The organism is Gemmobacter caeruleus, from assembly GCF_008271655.1.
GTDB classification, from domain to species: Bacteria; Pseudomonadota; Alphaproteobacteria; order Rhodobacterales; family Rhodobacteraceae; genus Gemmobacter; species Gemmobacter caeruleus.
Genome location: NZ_VKKX01000022.1, coordinates 373,795 through 398,015 on the forward strand (window position 1 = coordinate 373,795; position 24,221 = coordinate 398,015).

19 protein-coding genes are annotated in these 24,221 nt (G+C 67.2%); 3 read left to right on the forward strand and 16 right to left on the reverse strand.

Annotated features, from left to right (window positions below; genetic code table 11):
* Positions 1-52: 52 nt before the first annotated feature.
* Positions 53-1,078: a Holliday junction branch migration DNA helicase RuvB gene (gene ruvB / locus FOA17_RS08775; protein ID WP_149141093.1), complete on the forward strand. Its 1,026-nt coding sequence runs from the start codon at positions 53-55 to the stop codon at positions 1,076-1,078.
* On the opposite strand, the gene FOA17_RS08780 is transcribed toward ruvB, so the two are convergent.
* The 4 genes from FOA17_RS08780 to FOA17_RS08795 all read right to left on the reverse strand — a co-directional run bounded on the left by FOA17_RS08780 (position 1,075) and on the right by FOA17_RS08795 (position 4,269).
* The gene (locus FOA17_RS08780; RefSeq protein ID WP_149141094.1) at positions 1,075-1,911 is read right to left on the reverse strand and encodes a DMT family transporter; all 837 of its coding nucleotides are present in this window, start codon (positions 1,909-1,911) and stop codon (positions 1,075-1,077) included. The genes ruvB and FOA17_RS08780 overlap by 4 nt on opposite strands.
* Positions 1,912-1,987: 76 nt before the next feature.
* The gene (locus tag FOA17_RS08785) at positions 1,988-2,431 is read right to left on the reverse strand and encodes a methylated-DNA--[protein]-cysteine S-methyltransferase (RefSeq protein ID WP_149141095.1); all 444 of its coding nucleotides are present in this window, start codon (positions 2,429-2,431) and stop codon (positions 1,988-1,990) included.
* Positions 2,428-3,399: a P1 family peptidase gene (locus tag FOA17_RS08790; RefSeq protein ID WP_149141096.1), complete on the reverse strand. Its 972-nt coding sequence runs from the start codon at positions 3,397-3,399 to the stop codon at positions 2,428-2,430. The genes FOA17_RS08785 and FOA17_RS08790 overlap by 4 nt, the downstream gene beginning before the upstream one ends.
* A 12-nt stretch (positions 3,400-3,411) precedes the next feature.
* Positions 3,412-4,269, reverse strand: a complete 858-nt coding sequence (locus FOA17_RS08795; RefSeq protein ID WP_149141097.1) for a LysR family transcriptional regulator — start codon at positions 4,267-4,269, stop codon at positions 3,412-3,414.
* Between the two features lie 99 nt (positions 4,270-4,368).
* Here FOA17_RS08795 and FOA17_RS08800 point away from each other — a divergent pair, with 99 nt between their 5' ends.
* Positions 4,369-4,587 carry a DUF1127 domain-containing protein gene (locus FOA17_RS08800; RefSeq protein ID WP_149141098.1) on the forward strand — a complete coding sequence of 73 codons (219 nt, stop codon included), beginning with the start codon at positions 4,369-4,371 and terminating at the stop codon, positions 4,585-4,587.
* Here FOA17_RS08800 and ileS read toward each other — a convergent pair.
* From ileS to xdhA, 12 genes are all read right to left on the reverse strand, one after another.
* Positions 4,584-7,523: an isoleucine--tRNA ligase gene (gene ileS / locus FOA17_RS08805; RefSeq protein ID WP_149141099.1), complete on the reverse strand. Its 2,940-nt coding sequence runs from the start codon at positions 7,521-7,523 to the stop codon at positions 4,584-4,586. The two genes, FOA17_RS08800 and ileS, sit on opposite strands and share 4 nt — an antisense overlap.
* Before the next feature lie 268 nt (positions 7,524-7,791).
* Positions 7,792-8,613: a GH25 family lysozyme gene (locus FOA17_RS08810; RefSeq protein ID WP_149141100.1), complete on the reverse strand. Its 822-nt coding sequence runs from the start codon at positions 8,611-8,613 to the stop codon at positions 7,792-7,794.
* 71 nt (positions 8,614-8,684) lie between these two features.
* On the reverse strand, positions 8,685-9,254 hold the full coding sequence (locus FOA17_RS08815) for an EF-hand domain-containing protein (protein WP_149141101.1): 570 nt from the start codon (positions 9,252-9,254) through the stop codon (positions 8,685-8,687).
* A gap of 65 nt (positions 9,255-9,319) precedes the next feature.
* The gene (locus FOA17_RS08820; RefSeq protein WP_149141102.1) at positions 9,320-9,655 is read right to left on the reverse strand and encodes a carboxymuconolactone decarboxylase family protein; all 336 of its coding nucleotides are present in this window, start codon (positions 9,653-9,655) and stop codon (positions 9,320-9,322) included.
* 80 nt (positions 9,656-9,735) lie between these two features.
* The gene (locus FOA17_RS08825) at positions 9,736-10,812 is read right to left on the reverse strand and encodes an NAD(P)/FAD-dependent oxidoreductase (protein ID WP_149141103.1); all 1,077 of its coding nucleotides are present in this window, start codon (positions 10,810-10,812) and stop codon (positions 9,736-9,738) included.
* A 106-nt stretch (positions 10,813-10,918) separates the two neighbouring features.
* A complete protein-coding gene (locus FOA17_RS08830; RefSeq protein WP_149141104.1) occupies positions 10,919-12,004 on the reverse strand; it encodes a BMP family ABC transporter substrate-binding protein in 1,086 nt (361 codons plus the stop codon).
* Positions 12,005-12,052: 48 nt separating this feature from the next.
* Complete coding sequence (locus tag FOA17_RS08835) at positions 12,053-12,982, reverse strand: ABC transporter permease (RefSeq protein WP_149141105.1); 930 nt, start codon at positions 12,980-12,982, stop codon at positions 12,053-12,055.
* A complete protein-coding gene (locus FOA17_RS08840) occupies positions 12,982-14,067 on the reverse strand; it encodes an ABC transporter permease (RefSeq protein ID WP_149141106.1) in 1,086 nt (361 codons plus the stop codon). Before FOA17_RS08840 ends, FOA17_RS08835 begins: the two co-directional genes overlap by 1 nt.
* A gap of 96 nt (positions 14,068-14,163) precedes the next feature.
* Positions 14,164-15,693 carry an ABC transporter ATP-binding protein gene (locus FOA17_RS08845; RefSeq protein WP_149141107.1) on the reverse strand — a complete coding sequence of 510 codons (1,530 nt, stop codon included), beginning with the start codon at positions 15,691-15,693 and terminating at the stop codon, positions 14,164-14,166.
* Positions 15,690-16,640 (reverse strand): xanthine dehydrogenase accessory protein XdhC, encoded by a 951-nt coding sequence (xdhC, locus tag FOA17_RS08850; RefSeq protein ID WP_149141108.1) that lies wholly within the window; start codon positions 16,638-16,640, stop codon positions 15,690-15,692. Before xdhC ends, FOA17_RS08845 begins: the two co-directional genes overlap by 4 nt.
* Positions 16,633-19,050: a xanthine dehydrogenase molybdopterin binding subunit gene (xdhB, locus tag FOA17_RS08855; RefSeq protein WP_149141109.1), complete on the reverse strand. Its 2,418-nt coding sequence runs from the start codon at positions 19,048-19,050 to the stop codon at positions 16,633-16,635. Before xdhB ends, xdhC begins: the two co-directional genes overlap by 8 nt.
* On the reverse strand, positions 19,047-20,444 hold the full coding sequence (xdhA, locus tag FOA17_RS08860; RefSeq protein ID WP_149141110.1) for a xanthine dehydrogenase small subunit: 1,398 nt from the start codon (positions 20,442-20,444) through the stop codon (positions 19,047-19,049). Before xdhA ends, xdhB begins: the two co-directional genes overlap by 4 nt.
* 263 nt (positions 20,445-20,707) lie before the next feature.
* On the opposite strand from xdhA, the gene dnaE reads away from it, so the two are divergent.
* The gene (gene dnaE, locus FOA17_RS08865; protein ID WP_149141111.1) at positions 20,708-24,202 is read left to right on the forward strand and encodes a DNA polymerase III subunit alpha; all 3,495 of its coding nucleotides are present in this window, start codon (positions 20,708-20,710) and stop codon (positions 24,200-24,202) included.
* Positions 24,203-24,221 lie beyond the last annotated feature (19 nt).

Genomic DNA, 24,221 nt, shown 5'->3' on the forward strand with positions numbered 1-24,221 from the left:
GGGGACCGCGGCAAGGCTTGCCAAATCGGGCGCGTTCGGCAATTGTTCCGCCATGACGCAATCCGACCCCACGCTTCGCCCCGACCGCCTGCCCGAGGATGCCGACCGCGCCTTGCGCCCGCAGGTGCTGGAGGATTTCGTGGGCCAGGCCGAGGCGCGGGCGAACCTGCGCATCTTCATCGAAAGCGCCCGCATCCGGTGCGAGGCGATGGATCACACGCTGTTCCATGGCCCGCCCGGTCTGGGCAAGACGACGCTGGCGCAGATCATGGCGCGCGAGCTGGGCGTGGGGTTTCGCATGACCTCGGGGCCGGTGCTGGCGAAACCCGGCGATCTGGCGGCGATCCTGACCAATCTGGAACCGCGCGACGTGCTGTTCATCGACGAGATCCACCGCCTTTCCCCCGTGGTGGAGGAGGTGCTCTATCCGGCGATGGAGGATTTCGCGCTGGATCTGGTGATCGGCGAAGGCCCGGCGGCGCGCACCGTACGGATCGACCTTCAGCCCTTCACGCTGGTCGGCGCCACCACGCGGCTGGGCCTTTTGACCACGCCGCTGCGCGACCGTTTCGGCATCCCGACCCGGCTTCAGTTCTATACCGAGGACGAGCTGGATCATATCGTGACCCGGGGCGCGCGCCTTTTGGGGATTGACCCGCTGCCCGATGGCACGCGCGAGATTGCCCGCCGCGCGCGCGGCACGCCACGCATCGCCGGCCGGCTGCTCCGCCGGGTGGTTGATTTCGTCACGGTCGAGGGCGATGGCCGGCTGACCCGTGCGATTGCCGACAAGGCGCTGACCCGCATGGGGGTCGATCATCTGGGGCTTGATGGGGCTGACCGCCGCTACATGTTGCTGCTGGCCGAAAATTATGGCGGCGGGCCGGTGGGGGTGGAAACCATCGCCGCCGCCCTGTCGGAAAGCCGCGACGCCATCGAGGAGGTGATCGAACCTTACCTCTTGCAACAGGGCCTGATCCAGCGCACCCCGCGCGGGCGGATGCTGGCGGCAAAGGCCTGGCGCCATATCGGGCTGGAGCCGCCCAAGGCGCCGGCGCAGGGCGGGTTGTTCGATTAAAGCCGGGTGACGATCACGCCCGCCACGATCAGCACCGCCGCCATGGCCTTGTCGCGCGTCATGCGTTCGCCAAAGGCCAGCCAGCCGATCAGCACCGCGAACAGGATCGAGGTCTCGCGCAGCGCGGCGACGACCGCAATCGGGGCCACGGTCATCGCCCAGATCGAAATGGCATAGGCCCCGTAAGAGGCCAGCGAGGCAAAGCTGCCCACCACCCAGGCACGCGGCGCGCGCGGCACCACCCCGGGCCCGCGCCAGAGCAGGCTGCCCAGCGTGAAGATCAGCCCATCGGCCACAAAGACCCAGGCGACATAGCTGACCGCATCGCCCGAGACGCGGGCGCCCAGCCCGTCCAGCATCGTATAGGTCGCCGTCGCCGCCGCCGAGCCAAGCGCGAAGGGGATCAGATGCCGGCTTTCACCATCGGTGAACACCCCCCGCGCCATCAGCGCGATGCCACAGGCCAGAAGGGCGATGCCGGCATATTGCGCGCCGGTGATCGCGTCATTCAGTATGACCGCCCCGACCAGCGCCACCGCCAGCGGCGCCGCCCCGCGCGCCAGCGGGTAGACCCGGCTCAGATCGCCCCGGTCATAGGCAAAGACCAGAAAGGTCTTGTAAAAGAAATGCGTGCAGCCCGCCGCGATGACCCAGGGCCAGGCCTCGGTGTTCATCGGCGCGCGGGGCAGCGCGATGGCGAGGCCGATCGGCACCTCGGCCACCGACAGGATCACCATCGCCCCCACCCGCGAGGTGCCGATCTTGATCAGCGCATTCCACAGCGCGTGCAGGAACGCCGCGCCCAGAACCGCCAGAAGCACCCAGAGTGTCACGCCCGCGCCCCGCTGTTTTGCCCCATGGGTAGGGCGTCGCGGCGGGTTTGGCTATGCGGAAAGCGACCAGACCCTGTCAGATCAGCAAACCCGCCGCCCCTTCGTGGCGCAGCAGGGCCACCTTGGTCTCGACCCCGCCCGGCGCGGAAAACCCGCCCAGCCTGTTGCGCCCCAGCACCCGGTGGCAGGGGATGATCAGCGGCAGCGGATTGGCGCCACAGGCCTGCCCGACCGCCTGCGCCGGGGCGCCGATTGCGCGCGCGATGTCGCCATAGCTGCGGGTTTCGCCAAAGGGGATGGCGGCCATGGCCCGGCGCACCGCCGCATGCAGCCCCTGCCCCCAGTCCAGCGGCAGGTCAAAGCCGCGCGGGTCCCCGGCGAAATAGGCCGCAAGCTGGCGCAGCCCCTCGGCCACCAGCGGCGTGGCGGGGCCATCGCCGGCATGCCAGTCAAGCGCGATCAGAACACCGTCCCTTTCACGCAGCGAGACCGGACCAAAGGGTGTCTCAAGCCGGTTCATGCCGCCCCCCTTGCGATCCGCAGGCCCCGCACCTGTGCCGGCCGATCCGCTGTCGCGTCATGGCCCGTCATATCCCCGGCCATCAGTAGCGCGTTCAGGATCGCCTCCTCGGTCGTCTCGATCACCGCCTCGAACAGGGGCGAACAGGCGGCATTGTCCAGATCGCCGCGCGCGGTCGCAAAGGCCAGCGCATAATCGCCCGACCCGTTCGACAAGGCCGATCCCGTGCGCGCCAGCCCGGCAAAGCTGCGGCTGGCCATTCGGGTCAGATTGCGCGATGACAGGGGCGCGTCGGTCGCGATCACGATCACGATCGACCCGTCGGCATCGGCCTGCGGGCTGTGCCAGACCTGCCCGTCGATACGCAGCACCCCGCCATAATTCGCCTGCACCAGCACACCCAGCCGATGCGGCCCGACAAGACGCGAGGCGGTGCCGATCCCGCCTTTCAGCCCGAAACACACCGTGCCGGTGCCCGCGCCAACAGCGCCTTCGGCCACCGGGCCGGGCGCAGCCGCCGTCAGGGCAGCGCGCATCTCGGCCAGCGTGGGCCGCGCCGCGCGGATGTCGTTCAGCCGCCCGTCATTGGTTTCCCCCACCACGGCATTGACCGACGTCACACGCTCATTTCCCGGCTGGGCAAGGGTATGGACGATCAGCGCCTCCATCCCTCGGCCCACGGCCAGCGTATTGGTCAGCAGGATCGGCGTTTCCAGCTCGCCCAGTTCCTGCACCTGCGTGCTGCCGGCAAATTTGCCAAATCCGTTCAGCACCGCAAAGCCCGCCGGCACGCGGTCGCGAAACAGGTTGCCGCCATGCGGCAGGATCGCCGTCGCGCCGGTGCGTGTGCGCGCGCCCTCGATCAGCGTGACATGGCCGACCCGCACCCCGGCGACATCGGTGATCGCGTTCAGCGGGCCGGGTTCATACTGGCCGATGGTCAGGCCAAGGTCACGGGCGCGGGGCATGGCGGGTTCCTTTCACGGCAGGGCCTCGGCAAAGGTGGCGCGCAGGCAATCGGTCAGGGCATTGAGCGCCGCCCCCTCGGCCGCTGGGTGGCGATGCAGCATGAGGCATGACGCATCGACCAGCGGAAAGCCATCCACCTCGGTCAATTCGCGGCAGCCTTCGGGGATGGTGCTGCGCGCCAGCGCGACGACGGCCAGACCGCTGCGCAGCGCCGCCCAGAAGCCGGGCGTGGTGTTGCACAGAAAGGCCGGGCGATAGACGATGCCCCGCCGCTCCAGCCCGCCCAACATGCGCTGCGCGCACCAGTCGCTGTCGAAATAGGCCGCGACCGGCAGCGGGTGGCGCAGATGCTGGTTGTGCCGGGTCGATGTCACCCAGACTGTCGGATCAAGCGCCAGCAGCTCGCCCTGACCCGGCGGGCCGCCCGCATCAAAGACCACGGCAAGGTCGAGTTCGCCCCGGTCCAGCGCGGCAAGGCTGGGCCGGGAATAATCGCTGCGCACCGTCACCTCGACCTGCGGGAAAAGCGGGCTGAACCGGCCCAGGATCGCCGGCAGCAGCGTTTCGCAATATTCCGGCGGCAAGCCCACACGCAGCGGCCGGGGCGCCGGGCTGTCGCAGAGATCGCGGCGCGCGGCCTCCAGCGTGGCCAGCACCTGCCGGGCATGGGGCAACAGCCGCAGCCCCGCCGGGGTCAGTGCCACGCCGCGCGGCAGACGATGGAACAGCGGCTGACCCAGGGCCTCTTCCAGCCGGCGCAACTGCATGCTGACCGCCGATTGCGTGCGCCCCAGCCGGTCGGCAGCGGCGGTGACACTCCCGGCCTCGGCCAGTGCGAGAAAGCTGCGCATCAGATCGCTGTCCAGCATCGCCGCCCCATGGCATCAGAATTTCAGATGGGAACCATCATATCTATTCGCTCGATTCATGTCCACGCAGATGCGATCCTGACCGGACCGGAGGATGACATGACCCTGATCCAGTTCCTGCACCATATCCTGCGCCAGCAGGCCGACGGACGCGCCGCCCGCATCGCCCTTGGCCGGTTGCTGGCCAAACCCGACGATCACCTGATCGCCGATATCGGCCTGACCCGCGCCGAGGTGGAGGCGCTGCACAGACAAGGGGGCGAGCCTGCGGCCCGCCCCCCGAAAGACGATCTCACCCCCTGTCGCGGCGGCGCCTAGCCAAGCGCCTCGTTGCAGCGGGCGCAGGTATGGGCATGTTTGTGGCTGCCCACATCGGGCAGGATCTGCCAGCAACGCGCGCATTTCTCGCCCTCGGCGGTTTCAAACACCACCGCGATGCCGGGCAGTTCCGGCAGGCGGAACGCCTCGCCCGGGGCGGGGTCGGCGGTGACCTGAATGCCGCTGGTGATGCAGACCTGCGCGAAATCGACCGAGCGCAGCGCGGCCAGCATCGCCGGATCCTCGACATGCACCACGGGCGCGGCCTCCAGCGAGGCGCCGATGACCTTGGCGCTGCGCTGCACCTCCAACGCGGCGGTGACCACACGGCGGGCCTGCCGCACCTGCGCCCATTTCGCCGCCAGCGGCTCATTCAGCCAGTCCTTCGGCGTGTCGGGGAAATCGGCCAGATGCACCGAAGACCCCGCCTCGGGGAACCGCTCCAGCCAGACCTCCTCGGTGGTGAAGACCAGGATCGGCGCAAGCCAGGTCGTCAGGCGGTGGAACAGGATATCCAGCACCGTGCGCGCGGCCCGGCGGCGGATGCTGCCCGGCGCATCGCAATACAGCACGTCCTTGCGGATATCGAAATAGACCGAGGACAGATCGACCGTGCAGAAGGTGAACAGCTTCTGGAACACGCCCTGGAAATCATAGGCGGCGTAGCCCTTGCGCACCTCGGTATCCAGCTCGGCCAGACGGTGCAGCACCCATTGCTCCAGCTCCGGCATCTCGGCCGGCGCCAGCCGTTCGGCCTCGGTGAAGCCCGCCAGATTGCCCAGGATATAGCGCATGGTATTGCGCAGCCGGCGATAGCTGTCGGCCACGCCTTTCAGGATTTCCTTCCCGATGCGCAGATCGACCGTATAGTCGGACAGGGCCACCCAAAGCCGCAGGATATCGGCGCCGTATTCGTCGATGACCTGCTGCGGCGCGACCGTATTGCCCAGCGACTTGGACATCTTCATGCCCTTCTCGTCGAGCGTGAAGCCATGGGTCAGCACGCCGCGATAGGGCGCCCGCCCCTTGGTGCCACAGGCCTGCAAGAGCGAGGAATGGAACCAGCCGCGATGCTGGTCGGTGCCTTCCAGATAGAGGTCCGCCAGCCCGTCGGCGCTGCCATCGGGCCGGTCGCGCAGCACGAAGGCATGGGTCGATCCGCTGTCGAACCACACATCCAGCACGTCATAGACCTGCTCATAGGCCTCGGGGTCCACGATGCCGGCCAGCACCTTTTCCTTGAAGCCCGGCTGATACCAGACATCCGCGCCCTCGGCCTCGAAAGCGGCGATGATGCGGCTGTTGACCTGCGGGTCGCGCAGCAGGAAATCCGCGTCGGTCGGCCGCGCGCCCTTTTTGGTGAAGCAGGTCAGCGGCACGCCCCAGGCGCGCTGGCGCGACAGAACCCAGTCGGGCCGGGCTTCGATCATGGAATGCAGGCGGTTGCGGCCCGATACCGGCGTGAACTGCACCAATTGGTCGATCGAATGCAGCGCACGGGTGCGGATCGTCTCGCCATAGGTGGAAAGGCCATCTTCCAGCTTGCGGTCGATCGCAGCAAACCATTGCGGCGTGTTGCGATAGATCAGCGGCGCCTTGGACCGCCAGCTATGCGGGTAGCTGTGCTTCAGCTTGCCCTTGGCAAACAGCGCCCCGGCCCCGTGCAGCGCCTTGATATTGCTGACATTGGCCAGGCCTTCCTTGCCATCGGGATTGATGATCGCCTGCCCGCCAAAGACCGGCAGATCGGCGCGATAGCTGCCATCGGCCTCGACATTATAGGTCATCGGCAGGCCGAATTTCAGCCCCATCTGATAGTCGTCATCACCATGCGACGGCGCGGTATGCACAAAGCCCGTGCCCGCATCATCGGTGACATGATCACCGGGCAACATGGGCACGTCGAAATCCCATTCGCCGTTTTCGGCGAGGCCACGGTAGGGGTGGGCCAGCGTCAGCCCGGCCAGTTCACCGGCCGCGACATCGCGCACCCGCTCGAACGCCTCGACCTTGCCGGCCTTCATGACCTCGGCCGCCAGCTTGTCGGCCAGCAGAACCGTCTCGCCGGCCCGCGCGGTCGCGCCCTCGGCGGCGGCGGTCACACGATAGAGCCCATAGGCCAGTTCCGGCCCGAAAGACACCGCCCGGTTCTGCGGGATGGTCCAGGGCGTCGTGGTCCAGATCACCACCGTCGCCTGCAACAGCTGACTGTCGATGCAGCCGTCCAGCTGCGGGAAATCCGCCGCCGCGACGACGGGGAAGCGCACCCAGATCATATGGCTGGTATGGTCGTGATATTCGACCTCCGCCTCGGCCAGCGCGGTCTTTTCGACCGGCGACCACATGACGGGCTTCGATCCCTGATACAGCGCACCATTCATCAGGAATTTCATGAACTCCTCGGCGATCACCGCCTCGGCATGGTAATCCATGGTGAGGTAAGGGTCGGCCCAGTTGCCGGTCACGCCCAGCCGCTTGAACTCCTCGCGCTGGATGTCGATCCAGCCCTCGGCAAACTTGCGGCATTCCTGCCGGAAGGCGACGATATCCACATCGTCCTTGTTCAGCCCCTTGGCGCGGTACTGCTCCTCGATCTTCCATTCGATCGGCAGGCCGTGACAATCCCAGCCGGGCACATAGCGCGCGTCATGGCCCAGCATCTGCTGGCTGCGCACGATGAAATCCTTGAGGATCTTGTTCAGCGCGTGACCGATATGCAGATGCCCGTTGGCATAGGGCGGGCCGTCATGCAGCGTAAAGGGCGGGCGGCTGCCATCGGCGGCCTTTTCGCGCAGCCGGTCATAGATGCCGATCCCGGCCCAGCGGGCCAGCCAGCCGGGTTCACGCTGCGGCAGGCCCGCGCGCATCGGAAAGCCGGTTTCCGGCAGGAAGACGGGGTATTTCAGGTCGGCATTCTCAGGCGTATCGGCGCACATCTGCGGGCGTCCTTGATCATCGGTCAGAGAGGGGGGCGGCGCGGCGGCCGCAAAGCACTGGCTTTACCCGGCGGCTCGTCAGCACGCCGGGACCGTAATTCGCAGACCCGAAGCCGGGCCGGAATGCTGGCAAATCCTCGTCATGGCGCGCTTATACGCAAGCCCGGCTGGCGGGTCCAGACGGCTTGCCTTTCATCTGTTCGCAAATATCCTCGGGGGGTGAATGGGCCGCCAGGCCCAGAGGGGGGCAGACAGCCCCCCTGCCCGCTCAGGGCTGGGCGCGCCGTGCCAGCCAGTCGCCCCATTGCGCGGCATCGCCGGCATAGACGTTGATATCCACCGCGCCGCCGATCCCCGGGATCTGCCCGGTCGAGGTATATTGCCAGAAGGCCCAATGCTGGCCGGGATAGCGGTCCGACGGATGCGCAGCGACCGAGCGCAGCCAGAAATCCACCCCCTTCAGCCGCCACATCTGGTTGTCTTCGTAGAAATCCACCGTTGTATACAGGATCGGCGCGGTGCCGTAATGCTGGGTGAACATGCGGATCAGCACCTCCGCATCGGCCCGGATTACCTCGGGCGCGCGGCGGATGGTGCAGGTCGGGCTGGTCGGCGTCCATTCCATGTCGATCACCGGCGGCAAATCGCCCGACCGTTTCGGCACGTGGCGGAAGAACCAGCGCGCCTGTTCCTCGGGCGCGCGACAATGGTAGAAAAAGTGATAGGCGCCGCGCCGCACGCCGGCCGCGGCGGCACCGCGCCAATGGCTGTGGAACATCTCGTCCACCCGGTCGCCGCCCTCGGTGGCCTTGATGAAGGCGAAATTCACCCCGTTGGCGCGGGCGGTCGGCCAGTCCACGGCCAGTTGGAACCGTGCCACGTCGATGCCATGCACGTCATGCTTGCGGATGGCCGCCGCCAGTTCGGGATGCGGATCGGCATCCGAGAAATTCGCCCGCGTCACCTGCCCCGGCGCGGCGGCGGGCGCGGCGTGCTGAAGCCGCCCGCCCCCGTCATGGCGCCCCCCGCCCCCTCCACAGGCCGCAAGAAAAGACAGGCAGGCCAGCAGGGCAAAACGGGGCAGATTCATGAAAACCTCGACGTGAATACTCCGCCCGCATCGTGGCCGAGGCGGGCGGGATTGTCACGGCGGAATCGGGCTCAGCGGGCGAAATCCGCCGCAGTGACAGCGCCGTCACCATCGCGATCCAGCGTGGCGAAAAGCCGGTCGGTCGCCGCCACGAATTCGGCCTCGGTCACGCTGCCATTGCCATCGGCATCGTTGAAGGCGGGGCTCATCGCCTCATGCATGGCGGCGCCGGGGCCGTTGCCACCATGGCCCTGGCCTTGTCCCTGACCATGCCCCTTGCCCTGACCTTGGCCATGCCCCTTGCCCTGGCCATGCCCTTTGCCCTGCCCCGGACCGTGGCCCTTGCCCTGACCTTGGCCCTGACCGGCCATCGCACCGCCGGCCTTGCTCTCCATCTCGGCCTGCATGTGGTCTTCGACCAGCGCCCATTCCTCGGCGCTCAGCGTCTTGTCATTGTCGCTGTCGAACATGAAGAACACCTCGCCCCGCTTGGTGCGGGCTTCGTCCAGGGTGACCTTGCCATCGGCATTGCCGTCCCACTGTTCCATGAAATGCGGGCCGGGATCTTCGGCCTGTGCCAGCGCAGGCAGGGCGAAACCCATCGCGATCAGGACAGGCAGGGTGAAAACAGTCGAGCGCATCGGAATCTCCATCATATGCATCATTTCATATACGTTGATCCGTCCTGCTTCCGTCGCAGTTTTCTTCATGCCGCCAGCTCGTCCCACGCGGCCAGCGCATGTGCGGCATACATCACCGCCGGCCCGCCGCCCATCTGGACCGCCATCGCCAGCACGTCGCCCAGTTCCTCGCGCGTGGCGCCGGATTTCATCAGCGCCTCGACATGGAAATTGATGCACGGCTCGCAGCGCTGCGAAATCGCGATGCCAAGCGCGACATATTCCTTTTCCTTGTCGCCCAGCGGCCCGTTATCCTTGGCCGCGCGCGACAGGGCGCCAAAGCCCGCCATCGCCTCGGGGATCAGCTTGTTCATCACACGCAACTCGGCGCGCATCGCGGAAATCTTGTCCTTGCAGGTCATCGGTCCCTCCTGTGGTCATGCCGCAGGGGTGGCATGGGCCAGAGGGCCGCGCCTTGACATATATCAAAAAATGAATGTGATCAGCCGAACCTCGCCGGCGACAGGCGCGCCGCCAGATCGGCGCCAATCGCCAGGCTGCGACCGGCCAGCAGATCGGCCACCAGCCCCGCCGCCGCCGGCGAGGTCTGAAAGCCATAGCCGCCCTGCCCCGCCAGCCAGAAAAAGCCCGGCACATGCGGGTCAGGCCCGATCACCGGCACCCGATCGGGCGCAAAGGTGCGCAGCCCCGCCCAATTCGCCACAAGGCGCTTCACGGGTTCGGTCACCATCGCCTCATAACGGGCCAGCCCCTCGGCCAGCACCATGTCATCGGCCCAGGCATCCTGCGGCGGAAGCGGGTCTTCCTCGGCGGGTGACACGATCAACGCGCCGGCATCGGGCTTGGCATACCAGCTTTCGCCGCAGCCAAAGATCATCGGCCAGCGTGCCACGTCCAGCCCGCCCGGCGCCGGGATGCGCGCCATCGACCGGCGCAGCGGGGTAAAGCCCAGCGGCGCCACCCCGGCCAATGCGGCCACCGCATCCACCCAGGCGCCCGCGGCATTGATCAGCACCGGCGCGGCATGATCACCCTGCGGCGTGGTCACCCGCCACAGCCCGCCCGCGTGACGGATGGCCCCGACCCGCGCCCCGGTCATGAGCTGCCCGCCGGCCGCGCGCAGGCGGCGGATATGGGTCTGGATCAGCAGATCGGTGTCGATATCCCAGGCGTGATCGGCCAGACCGGCAAAGGCCACGCTTTCGGGGTTGAGGATCGGCACCACCGCGCGGGCGGTCTCGGTCGTGATTTCCTCCAGCTGAAATCCGGCCAGATCACGCTCAAAGGCCGCGCGCTGATCGGCGCCCGCAACGATCATCAACCCGCGATCCGACAGGATGCCTGGCTGGGCGCGAAAGGCCGGCCCCGAGGCCAGCGACAGCTCGACGACCGGCGGCAGACCATAGCGCGGCTCATAAAGCGCGGCCGACCGACCCGAGGCGTGATGCGCCGGGTGGGACTCGGCCTCCAACACCAGAACCCGACCGAGATCCGATAGGGCCGACGCGGCAGAAAGGCCGGCGATCCCGGCGCCGATGATGATGAAATCCTGTGTCATGAAGGCAGGTTAGGCAGCGCATAGCCGCCGCGCTTGCCCATTTGCGACTTGGGCAAGCGAAAGGCCCGCCGGTGAGGGCGGGCCTGTGCCAGAGCCATGGCGGCCCTTATTTCGGGATGTCGCCGGTGATGCCTTCGACGTAGAAATTCATGCCCAGCAGATCGCCATCCGGCGCGGTCGCGCCCTCGGCCAGCCAGTCAGAGCCATCCTGTTTCTTGATCGGGCCGGTAAACGGGTGATAGGTGCCCGCCGCGATATCGTCGCGCAGCTTCTCGGCCTCGGCCTTGACCTCGGCCGGCACGGCCTCGGTGATGTCACCGATCAGCACCTCGCCGCCGGCGATGCCTTCCCAGGCATCGGCCTGCTGATAGCTGCCATCCATCAGGGCGCCGACGCGCTTGACGTAATAGGGGCCCCAGTTGTCGATGATCGACGACACGCGCGGGCTGGGCTTGTATTCCGACATGTCCGACGCCTGGCCAAAGCCGATGACCTTGCCGCCCGCCTTGGCGGCCTCGGCCAGCGGCGCGGTGGAATCGGTGTGGCTGGCGATCACGTCCACGCCCTGTTCGATCATCGCCTTGGCGGCGTCGGCCTCTTTCGCCGGGTCGAACCAGGTGAAGGCCCAGACCACCGTCAGTTCGACATTCGGGTTCACCTTCTTGGCGTGCAGGTAATAGCTGTTGATCCCCATCACCACCTCGGGAATCGGGAACGAGCCGATATAGCCGATCTTGTTCGATTTGGTCATGCGGCCCGCGATGGTGCCCTGCACGGCGCGGCCCTCATAGAAGCGCGCGTTATAGGTCGAGACATTGGGATGTTCGCGCTTGAACCCGGTCGCATGTTCGAATTTCACGTTCGGGAACTTGGCCGCCACGGCATTCGTCGCGTCCATGTAGCCGAAAGAGGTGGTGAAGATGATGTTGCAGCCACCAAGCGCCATCTGCGTCAGCACGCGCTCCGCATCGGCGCCTTCGGGCACGTTTTCCTGCCAGGCGATCTCCACCTTGTCGCCAAAGGCCTTTTGCACGTCCAGCGCGCCCTGATGGTGCTGATAGGTCCAGCCGCCATCGCCGATCGGGCCGACATAGACAAAGCAGGCCTTGGTCTTGTCCTGCGCCATGGCGGCGCCGCCAAAGGCCATCGAAAGGCCAAGCGCGGCAGTGGCAAGAAGATGTCTGCGTTTCATTCGCAAGCTCCCTGTTGGGGTCAAGGCCCCGGTTGAATGGTTCCGCGTCTAGCGCGCGGCGTGGAAATTCTGTCCCAGACAGGCCGGCGCGTTCAGCGCCGCCTTGCCCCGCCCCGACGACATCAGGACCAGCACAAGGATGGTTATCAGATAGGGCGACATCGACAAGTACTCCACCGGGATGCCGACCTGCGCCGCCTGAAGGTTGAGCTGAAGCACGGTTATCCCGCCGAACAGCCAGGCCCCGAGCAGCGCGCGCCACGGTTTCCAGCTGGCAAAGACCACGATGGCCAGCGCGATCCAGCCCGCCCCGGCGGTGATGCCATCCACCCATTGCGGCACACGCACGAGGCTCAGATAAGCGCCGCCCAAGCCCGCCATGGCACCGCCGAACATGATCGCCAGCATGCGGATGCGCACCACCTTGTAGCCAAGCGCATGCGCCGCGTCATGGCTTTCGCCCACGGCCCGCAGGATCAGCCCGCCCCGGCTGAATTTCAGAAAGGCCCAGACCGCCGCCACGGCGATGATCGACAGATAGACAAACGGGTCATGGCCAAAGACCACCCGCCCCAGAAACGGAATATCGGCCAGCGGACCAAAGGGCACGGCGCCGGTATGGGGCGGCTTGATCCCCACGTAATTCTGCCCCAGCAGCGACGACAGCCCCAGCCCGAACAGGGTCAGCGCCAGGCCCGAGGCCACCTGATTGGCCTGCATCACCTGCGTCAGCGCGGCAAACAGCAGGCTCAGCGCCGCGCCGCCCGCCGCGCCGCCCAGAAAGCCCAGGGTGGGGCTGCCGGTCTCGACCGCGGTGATGAAGCCGCAGATCGCGCCCATGATCATCATCCCCTCGACGCCGAGGTTCAGCACCCCTGCCTTTTCCACCACCAGCTCACCCACGGCCGCCAGCAGGATCGGCACCGACGCCACCATGAGCGAGGCAATCAGCAGCGCCGGATCAATGCCCCCAAACATCAGCGTGCCTCCCCCTTCTTGGCCAGACGGATACGGAAATTGGTCAACAGATCGCAGGCCAGCAGAAAGAACAGCAGCATCCCCTGAAAGGCCTGGATCGCCGCCGAAGGCAGGCCCAGATTGGTCGAGGCCATCTCACCCCCGATATAGGTCAGCGCCATCAGCAGCCCCGCAAACAGGATCCCCACCGGATTGAGCCGGCCGAGAAAGGCCACGATGATCGCGGTGAAGCCGTAGCCGGAATTGAAGTCGATGGAGATCTGCCCCGCCGGCCCCGTCACCTCAAAGAGGCCCGCCATCCCCGCCAGCGCGCCGGCCACCCCCATGCACAGCATGACCAGCCGATCGGGCTGCACGCCGGCATAACGCGCGGCGCGCGGCGCCTGCCCCGACAGCTTGATCTGGAACCCCAGCATGTGCCGCTGCAACAACACATAGGCCGCAACCACCGTGGCCAGCGCCATCACGCCGCCCCAATGCAGCCCCGCCCCCTCCCACAGAAAGCCGTTGCGTGCCGCCGCATAGCCCGAGAAATTGCGACTGCCCGGAAAGCCCATCCCCTCCGGGTTGCGCAGAAACCCGGTCGAGGCCATGGCCAGCACCGTCTGCGCCACATAGACCAGCATGAGCGAAACCAGGATCTCATTGGTGTTGAAGCGCGTCTTCAGCACCGCCGGGATCATCGCCCAGGCCCAGCCCCCCAGGGCGCCCGCCACCACCATGGCCGGAAAGATCAGCCGGTTCTCGGTCGGAAACACCGCAAGGCCAAGCGCCGCCCCGCAGATCGCGCCCATGATATACTGGCCCTCGGCACCGATATTCCAGATACCCGCGCGGAACCCCAGGCTCAGCCCGACCGCGATCAGGATCAGCGGCCCCGCCTTCACCAGCAATTGCCCGCGCAGATAAAAGGCAAATTCCCCGAACAGCGGATCCCAGAAGATCGTGCGGATCGCCTCGAACGGGTTCTTGCCCAGCACGGCGAACATGATCCCGCCCGCCACCATCGTCAGCGCCACCGCCAGAACCGGGGTCGCCCGGCTCCACATCACCGAAGGCGAAGGGCGCTTTTCCAGTTTCAGCATGGCATGCGCCCCCTGCCTTCTTCTTTTCCTGCATATCCTTGGGCGGTGCGGAGGGCCGACAGCCCCCCGGCGACGCCCGCCCGCCCCGCGCCGGTCTCAGGCCCCATGATGCGCCACCTCCATGCCATGCGCGCCGCCCATCATCAGGCCGATCTCATCCACCGTCAGCCCCGCCACCGGGCGGGGCTTGCTCAGCCGGCCCTCGTTCAGCGCGGCGAAACTGTCGGCGATCTCCAGCAGTTCATCCAGATCCTGACTGATCACCACCACCGCCGCGCCCTGCGCCGCACGGTCAAGGATCGCCTGACGGATCGCCGCCGCCGCCGCGGCATCGACACCCCAGGTCGGCTGGTTGATCACGATCACCTCGGGGCTTTGCGACAATTCCCGCCCGACCACGAATTTCTGAAGGTTCCCGCCCGAAAGCGCCCGCGCCGCGACATGGGTGCCCGGCGTGCGCACGTCGAAATCGCGGATCACCGCCGCGGCAAAGGCCTCGGTCTTGCGCCAGTCGATGAAGCCCCGCCGGGTCAACCCCTGCCGGGTCGCCCCGGTCAGCAGTGCGTTTTCAGTGAGCGACATGTTGGGCGCCGCCGCGTGGCCCAGCCGTTCCTCGGGTGCCGCCACCAGCCCGGCGCGCCGCCGCGCCTCCGGTCCCAGATCGCCCACCGGCCGGCCATGGATGCGCACCCGGTCGGCATCGCTGCGCAATTCGCCCGACAGCGCCAGCAACAGCTCGTCCTGGCCGTTGCCCGCGACGCCCGCGATGCCCAGCACCTCGCCACGCGCCACGGTAAAGCTCACCGATTTCAGGCTGGTGCCAAAGGGGATGGGCGAGGGAACTGACAGGTCGCTCACGCCAAGCGCCACCTCGCCGCGGGTGCCGGCGCGCCGCTCCGGCGGGGTCAGCGTCGCGCCGACCATCATCTCGGCCATCTCGCGCGCGGTCTTTTCGCGCGGGGTGCAGGTTGCCACCACCTTGCCCCGCCGCAGGATCGTCGCCTCGTCGCACAGCGCCCGGATCTCCTCCAGCTTGTGCGAGATATAAAGGATCGAGGTGCCCTCCGCCTTCAACTGCCGCAGCGTCTTGAACAGGATTTCCACCTCTTGCGGCGTCAGCACGCTGGTCGGTTCGTCCATGATCAGCAGTTTCGGCGATTGCAGCAGACAGCGGATGATCTCCACTCGCTGACGCTCACCCGCCGACAGATCGCCCACCATGCGCGACGGGTCGAGCGGCAGGCCATATTCCTCGCTCACCGCGCGGATCCGCGCCGCCAGTTCGCGCATCGGCGGCGGGGTTTCCATGCCAAGCGCCACATTCTCGGCCACCGACAGCGCCTCGAACAGGCTGAAATGCTGGAACACCATCGCCACGCCCGAGGCCCGCGCCGCCGAGGGCTTGGCCGGCGCATAGGGCGCGCCGCGCCAGACCATGCGCCCCTGATCGGGCTTCACCAGCCCGTAGATCATCTTGACGAGGGTCGATTTGCCGGCGCCATTCTCGCCCAAAAGGGCGTGGACCTCACCCTCATGGATGGTGAAGGACACGTCGCTATTGGCCACGACGCCCGGATAGGCCTTGGTCACGCCCTCGATGCGCAACAGCGCGGCGTCGCTGGTCATGCCCGTCTCTCCCCTCTTGTCCGCGGACGGCTGGCCGCCTGCCCTGCCCCGGCCAGCAGGCTGGCCGCGATTCCCAATGCGATGGCCTGCGGGTGCTTGCCAAGGCGCACATCGCCGATCGGACAGGTAATCCGTTGAATTTCCGTAACCAAATGCCCCAGATCGTGCAACCTTGCCCGAAAACGCGCCGCTTTTGTCTGCGACCCGATCACCCCGAGCCCGGCAAAGCCATGGCCCAGAATGCGGTGGCACAGTTCCAGATCCAGCGCATGCGAATAGGTCAGAACCAGATGCTCCGCCCCCTGCGGCGCATAGGCCACCAGCCCGGCGGGATCGGCCGCCGGCACCACCGTCACCCCGGGCGGGATCGCGGTCGGAAAGCGTTCGGGCGCCGTATCGACCCAGGTGATCGCCAGATCCGGCAGGGGCGCCAGCACGCCCACCAGCGCGCGGCCCACATGCCCCGCGCCCCAGATCCAGATCTGCCGCGACGGGCGGGCGACCGGCTCCACGAACCAGCCCTGCACCAGCTGGCAGTCAGGCGCCACGCCCTGCGCCCGCTGCGCCGCCAGAACCCGGCGCACCGCCAGCGGCATCGCGCCAACCGCCGCCGCCGTGACCGGCCGCGCGATGACCTCGCCCTCCGGCACGGCCTCGAACCGCTCGAACAGCAGCGCCACCGCGCCGCCGCAGCACTGGCCAAGCGCCGGCCCCAGCGGATAGCGCGCCAGATGCCGCAGCTCACCCCGCACCAGCATCTCGCGCGCGCGCACCGTCGCCAGATGCTCCAGCGCGCCGCCGCCGATGGTGCCGGCCTGCCCGCCGGGCCAGACCAGCATCGCCGCCCCCACCTCGCGCGGCGAGGATCCCTTCACCTCGGCGATGACCACCCGCAAGACCACAACCTGCGCCGCCAGCGCCTCTGCCAACTCGTCCCGGTCAAGCATCGCCGCCCTGCCTTTGCACGGCGGCCAGCACCCGCTCCGCCGTTGCGGGGGCATCGAGCGCCGGATAGGCCGCGCCATCGCCACAGGCCGCCACGGCATCCGACAGCGCCATCAAGGCCGAGATCCCCAGCATGAAGGGCGGCTCGCCCACGGCCTTGGACCGGCCCGCCGTTTCCTCGCGGTTGGGGCGGTTCCACAGCGCCACGTTGAAGACCGGCGGGCGGTCGGAACAGGCCGGGATCTTGTAGGTCGAGGGCGCGTGGGTCATCAGCCGGCCCTTGCCATCCCAGACCAGTTCCTCGGTGGTGAGCCACCCCGCGCCCTGCACATAGGCGCCCTCGACTTGGCCGATATCAATCGCCGGGTTCAGGCTGGCGCCGGTATCATGCAGGATATCGGTGCGCAGAATGCGGTTCTCGCCGGTCAGCGTGTCGATCACCACCTCGGTCACCGCCGCGCCATAGGCGAAATAGAGGAACGGCCGCCCCTGCCCCTTCACCCGGTCCCATTGCAGCTTGGGCGTGGCATAGAACCCGGTTGCCGACAGCGAGACCCGCGCCTGATAGGCCCAGGCCGCGACCTGCGCAAAGGCGAAAGCCTCGCCTGCCACCCGCACCATGCCGCCCTCGAACCGGACCTGCCCCGGCTCCACCCCGAACTTGCCGGCCATGAACGCCGCCATCCGGTCGCGGATGGTCAGACAGGCCGCCTGCGCCGCCATCCCGTTCATGTCGCTGCCCGATGAGGCCGCCGTGGCCGAGGTATTGGGCACCTTGGCCGTATCCGTCGCGGTGATCTTCACCGCCGCCACATCCACGCCAAACACGCTGGCGGCCACCTGCGCGACCTTCAGGAACAGCCCCTGCCCCATCTCGGTCCCGCCATGGTTCAGCCGGATCGAGCCGTCCTGATAGACATGGACCAAGGCCCCCGCCTGATTGAGCCAGGTCAGCGTGAAGGAAATCCCGAACTTCACCGGCGTCAGCGCAATGCCGCGCTTCAACACCGGCGATCCGGCATTCCAGCGCGCAATCTCGGCCCGCCGCGCGGCATAATCCGAGCTGCGCTCCAGCTCGTCCAACATGGCGCGCAGACAGAAATCCTCGACCGGCATGCCATAGGGCGTGGCCTGCACCACCGCTTTCGGCGAATGCGCCCCGCCATAGCGATGCCCCGTCCCCGGCGCGGCTGCGCGAAACGCGCCTGACTTCATCTGTTCGGAAATATCCTCGGGGGGGACGGGGGGGGCAGACAGCCCCCCCTCCGCCATCTCCGCATAGAAATTCCGCCGCCGCACCGCGACCGGGTCCAGCTTCAACGCATGGGCGACGTGATCCACCACCCGCTCGATCCCCACCACGCCCTGCGGCCCGCCGAACCCGCGATAGGCGGTGTTCGACTGGGTGTTGGTGCGCAGCCGGTGGCTCTCGATGCGGATATGCTCCAGAAAATAGGCGTTGTCGGCATGCAGCATCGCCCGGTCGGCGACCGGCAAGCTCAGATCCTGGCTCCAGCCGCAGCGGAACAGATGGGTGAACTCCACCCCCAGGATCCGCCCCGTCGCGTCAAACCCCGCCCGATAGCCGATCTTCAGGTCATGGCGCTTGCCGGTGATGACCATGTCGTCATCGCGGTCATAGCGCATCTTGCAAGGACGCCCGGTCGCGCGCGCCGCCATGGCGCAGGCAATCGCCAGGTGGTTGCCCTGGCTTTCCTTGCCGCCGAAGCCGCCGCCCATGCGGCGGGTCTCGACCCGCACCGCGCTCATCGGCAGATGAAGCGCATGGGCGACCTTGTGCTGGATCTCTGTCGGGTGCTGGGTGGAGGCGTAGACCACCATATCGCCGCCCTCTTGCGGCAGGACGGCGGCGACCTGACCTTCCAGATAGAAATGCTCCTGCCCGCCGACCTCGAACTGGCCTTCCACCACCTGCGGCGCCTTGCCGATCGCCGCCGCCGCATCGCCCCGCGCCCAGATCACCGGGCCGGCCTCGAACCGGCTGTTCGCGGCCAGTGCGGCCTCGACCGTCAGCAGCGCCGGGCGTTCGTCATAACTGATCTTGCCCAGACGCGCGGCCTTGCGCGCGGCCAGATGGCTGTCGGCCACTACCAGAAACACCGGCTGGCCGACATAATGCACCTCGCCCGTGGCCAAGAGCGGCTCGTCGCCCAGCGAGGGCGAGCAATCGGGCATCTCGGACCAGTCTTCGGCGGAAAACACCGCGACCACCCCGGGGGCGGCCCGCACCGCCGACAGGTCCATCGCGGTGATCGCGCCATGGGCGCAGGTCGAAAGCCCGAAAGCCAGATGCAGCGCATCTGCCGGCAGCGGGATGTCGTCGGTATAGCGCGCAGCCCCGGTCACATGCAGGGCGGCGGCATCATGCGGAAGCGATTTGCCCATGCTCATGCCCGCACCTCATGCAGATCGGTGGCGGTGCCGCTGAGGTCGTGGAAATAGCGCAGCGCCATGTTGCCCGCGGCCTCAAGCCGGTAGGCGGCGCTGGCGCGCATGTCGCTCAGCGGGGTGAAATCCTGCGCGGCGGCGGCGCGGGCGGCCTCGAAGGCCGGCCGGGCGAAGGGCTGGCCGATCAGCGCGGCCTCCATCGCGGCGGCGCGTTTGGGGATGCCGGCCATGCCGCCAAAGGCGATGCGGGCGGCGGTGATCGTGCCATCCGCAACCGTCAGGTTGAAGGCGCCCAGCACGGCGGAAATATCCTGATCGAAGCGCTTGGACAGTTTCCAGACCCGCAGCCCCGGCGCGCGGGCGGGGATGGTGACCGCCTCGACGAATTCGCCGGGCTGGCGGTCCTGCTTGCGGTAATCTAGGAAGAAATCCTCCAGCGGCAGGTCGCGCCGCGCGGCGCCTTTGCGCAGATGCAGTCGCGCGCCAAGCGCGATCAGCGCGGGCGGCCCGTCCCCGATGGGCGAGCCATTGGCGATATTGCCGCCGATCGTCGCGGCGTTGCGCACCTGTTCGCTGGCAAAGCGGGTCAGCATGGCGGCGAAATGCGGATGCGGCCCGGCCATGGCGGCGTGCAGATCGGTCAGGGTGACGCCGGCACCGATGCGGATGCTGTCGCCCTGCGTCTCGATCCTTTGCAGATCGGCGATGCCGTTCAGGAAGGCGACCTCAGGCAGGTCACGCAGCTGTTTGGTAACCCAAAGGCCGATATCTGTGGCGCCCGCGACCAGCGTCGCCTCGGGATGGGCTTCATACCAGTCGGCCAGTTCATCCGTGGTTTCGGGGCGGAAAGCCCCGGGGGCTGTCTGCCCCCGGACCCCCGAGGATATTTCGGAACAGATGAAAGCGGCATCGTCGCGCATCCAGTCGGGGACGGGTTGGGCGGCGGCGGCCTCGGCCGCGCGGATGATCGGGGCATAGCCGGTGCAGCGGCAGAGATTGCCCGCCAGCACCACGTCATGATCGCGGCGGCCCTGCGCATGGGCGGCGGCCATCGAGGCGATGAAGCCCGGGGTGCAAAAGCCGCATTGGCTGCCGTGATGGTCGATCATGGCCTGCTGGACGGGGTGCATTTCGCCCGAGGGGCCGGACAGCGCCTCGACCGTGCGGATGGATTTGCCCTGCAATTGCGGCAGGAACAGGATGCAGGCATTCATCGCGCGCGGGCCGCTCTCATCGCTGACGATCACGGTGCAGGCGCCGCAATCGCCTTCGTTGCAGCCCTCCTTCGTGCCGGTCAGCCCGCGATCTTCGCGCAGATATTGCAAGAGCGTGCGCGTCGGGTTCACCCCGCACAGGCGCACCGGCGTTCCGTTCAGCAGAAACGCGAGGTCGGTCATACGTCGTCCCGCCGCGATACTCCCCGGGCCGGTGCATCCCCCCTGATGCGGCGTAAGAGGGGCGGCCCTTGTTGTGGTTATTTCCAGCAGACCCCATGCCGGGCCGGTCTGGCAAGCATTACCTTTCCGTGAAAGCCGAAAGCACCTGATGGAAATGCACGAAAATCAGGCGCGCGGGCGGGGCAATGCCCAGCAAAGCGGCGCGGGCGTCACGGGCACCGGCGGGGCTTTCGGGGCCGGCGGGGCTGCGCTAGTCTGCCGCCATGTCAGAACCCGTCCGATTCATCCATCTCCGCGTCCATACCGAATATTCGTTGCTGGAAGGCGCGGTGCCGGTCAAGAAGCTGGTGGGCCTCTGCGCCGCGCAATCCATGCCGGCGGTGGCGGTCACCGACAGCAACGCCATGTTCGCCGCGCTGGAATTTTCGACCCTTGCGGCGGGGGCCGGGGTGCAGCCCATTGTCGGCTGCCAGATGGCCCTGATGCACGACCCCGCCCGCATGGGCGAAAAGCCGCGCCCCCCCGCGCCGCTGGTGCTGCTGGCGCAGTCGGAGGCGGGGTATCTGAACCTCATGGCGCTTTCGACCTGCCTTTACATCGAGAAATCCGGCCAGATCCCGCATCTGACGCTGGAGGATCTGGCGGCCCATGCCGAGGGGCTGATCTGTCTGACCGGCGGGGCCGAGGGGCCGGTGGGCAAGTTCCTGCAAACCGGCAACCGCGCGCGGGCCGAGGCGCTGATCGACCGGCTGGCGGAGATTTTTCCCGACCGGCTCTATGTCGAATTGCAGCGTCACCCCGGCGAGGGTGGCCGCCTGATGGAGGCCGAGGCGCTGACCGAGCGCGGCTTTGTCGAGATCGCCTATGACAGGGGTCTGCCGCTGGTCGCGACCAATGATGTCTATTTCCCCAAGGCCGAGATGTATGAGGCGCATGACGCGCTGATCTGCATCGCCGAGGGCGCCTATGTCGATCAGGCGGAACCGCGCCGGCGGCTGACGCCACAGCATTATTTCAAATCCGAAGCCGAGATGTGCGCGCTGTTCGCCGATCTGCCCGAGGCGCTGGCCAATACGGTGGAGATCGCGCGGCGCTGCGCCTACAAGGCCGCGAAGATCGCGCCCCTGCTGCCGCGTTTTGCCGATAACGAGGTGGAGGAGCTGCGCCGCCAGAGCTGGGACGGGCTGCGCGCCCGGCTGGCGGTGATCCCCCATGCCGCGCCGGTGGAGGAATACGAAAAGCGGCTGGAATTCGAGCTGGACATCATCGAGCGGATGAAGTTCCCCGGCTATTTCCTGATCGTGGCCGATTTCATCAAATGGGCCAAGGCGCATGAAATTCCGGTCGGGCCGGGGCGGGGGTCGGGGGCCGGGTCGCTGGTGGCCTATGCGCTGACCATCACCGACCTTGACCCGCTGCGCTATGCCCTGCTGTTCGAGCGCTTTCTGAACCCGGAACGGGTGTCGATGCCCGACTTCGACATCGACTTCTGCATGGATCGCCGCGAGGAGGTGATCCGCTATGTGCAGGAGCGTTACGGGCGCGACAAGGTGGGGCAGATCATCACCTTCGGCGCGCTTCTGTCCAAGGCCGCCGTGCGCGATGTGGGGCGCGTGTTGCAGATGCCCTATGGGCAGGTGGACCGGCTGTCGAAGATGATCCCGGTCGAGGGGGTGAAGCCCGTTTCCATCCAGAAGGCGCTGATCGACGAGCCGCGCCTGCGCGAGGCCGCCAAGGCCGAGGAGGTGGTGGACCGCCTGCTGAATTACGGCATGCAGATCGAGGGGCTGTTGCGCAACGCCTCGACCCATGCGGCCGGTGTGGTGATCGGCGACCGGCCGCTGGACCGGCTGGTGCCGCTCTATCAGGATCCGCGCTCGGACATGCCGGCGACCCAGTTCAACATGAAATGGGTCGAGGCCGCCGGGCTGGTGAAGTTCGACTTTCTGGGCCTCAAGACGCTGACGGTGATCCAGAACGCCATCGACCTGATCCGGGGCGGCGGGCGGCAATTGCATGAAGGCGCCGATGGCACGCGGCTTTATGACCCGAAACCGGGGGCCGAGAACGATATCGGCCATATCCCGCTGGATGACCGAGCCACCTATGAGCTGTATTCGCAGGCCAAGACGGTCGCGGTGTTCCAGGTGGAAAGTTCGGGCATGATGGATGCGCTGCGGCGCATGAAGCCCACATGCATCGAGGATATCGTGGCGCTGGTGGCGCTGTATCGCCCCGGCCCGATGGAGAATATCCCGGTCTATTGCGAGGTGAAGCACGGGCTTCGGCCCCTGGAAAGCCTGCACCCGACCATCGACCCGATCCTGGCGGAAACCCAGGGCATCATCGTCTATCAGGAACAGGTGATGCAGATCGCGCAGATCATGGCCGGCTACAGCCTGGGCGGGGCCGACCTCTTGCGCCGCGCCATGGGCAAGAAGATCGCAGAGGAAATGGCCAAGGAACGCCCGAAATTCATCGAAGGCGCCAAGGCCACCCATAATATCGACGCCAAGAAGGCCGGCGAGGTTTTCGACCTGCTGGAGAAATTCGCCAATTACGGCTTCAACAAGTCGCACGCGGCGGCCTATGCGGTGGTCAGCTATCAGACCGCCTGGCTGAAGGCCAATCACCCGGTCGAATTCATGGCCGGGGTGATGAATTGCGATATCCATCTGACGGACAAGCTGGCCATCTACAAACGCGAGCTGGACAAGCTGGATATCCCGGTGGTGCCGCCCTGCGTGAACCGCAGTCTGGCCACGTTCAGCGTGGATCAGGGCCGCGTCGTCTATGCGCTTGGCGCGCTCAAGAACGTGGGCGTGGAGGCGATGCGGATGATCGTCGAGGCGCGGGGGGCAAAGCCCTTTGCCTCGCTGTTCGATGTGGCGCGGCGGGTTGACCTCAAGCGCGTGGGCAAGCGCCCGCTGGAGATGCTGGCCCGGGCCGGGGCGTTCGACGTGCTGGACGGCAACCGCGCCCGGGTGTTCGAGGGGCTGGATGCGCTGGTGGCCTATTCGGCGGCGGTGCATGATGCGGCGGCCTCGGATCAGGTGTCGCTGTTCGGCGAGGGGGGCTCCGACATCCCCGAACCGCGGCTGCGCAACCGCGACGACTGGTTGCCGGTCGAACGGCTGGGGCATGAACATCAGGCCATCGGCTTTTACCTCTCGGGGCATCCGCTGGACGATTACATGGCGCCGCTCAAGCGCAAGAACGTGATGACGCTGGTCGAACTGACCGCCGCCTGCGAACAGCGCGGCGTGGTGACGGGCAAGCTGGCGGGTTCGGTCAGCAGCCGGCAGGAACGCAAATCGGCCAAGGGCAACCGTTTCGCCTTTGTGCAATTGTCGGATCCGACCGGGCTTTACGAGGTCACGGTGTTTTCCGACACGCTGGAGCAATGCCGCGATCACCTGGAGCCGGGCAAGAATGTCGTCCTCACCGTTGAGGCCAATCTGGAGGGCGAGACGCTGAAGCTTCTGGCGCGCGCGGCCTCGCCCATCGACAGTGTGGCGGCCGAGGCCGGCGGGTCGAACCTGCGCATCCATCTGGACCGGGCCGAGGCGGTGGCCTCGGTCGCGGCGCTGTTCGGGCGGATCGAGGCCGGGCGCCAGCGCGGCCAGATCACCTTTACCGTGGCCGACGATCAGGGCCGCGAGATCGACCTGACCCTGCCCGACCCCTACCCCGTCACCCCGCAGATCAAGGGGGCGATCAAGGCCATGCAGGGCGTGGTCATGGTCGAGGAGGTCTGAGCGCCGCAGCGCCCTGTCG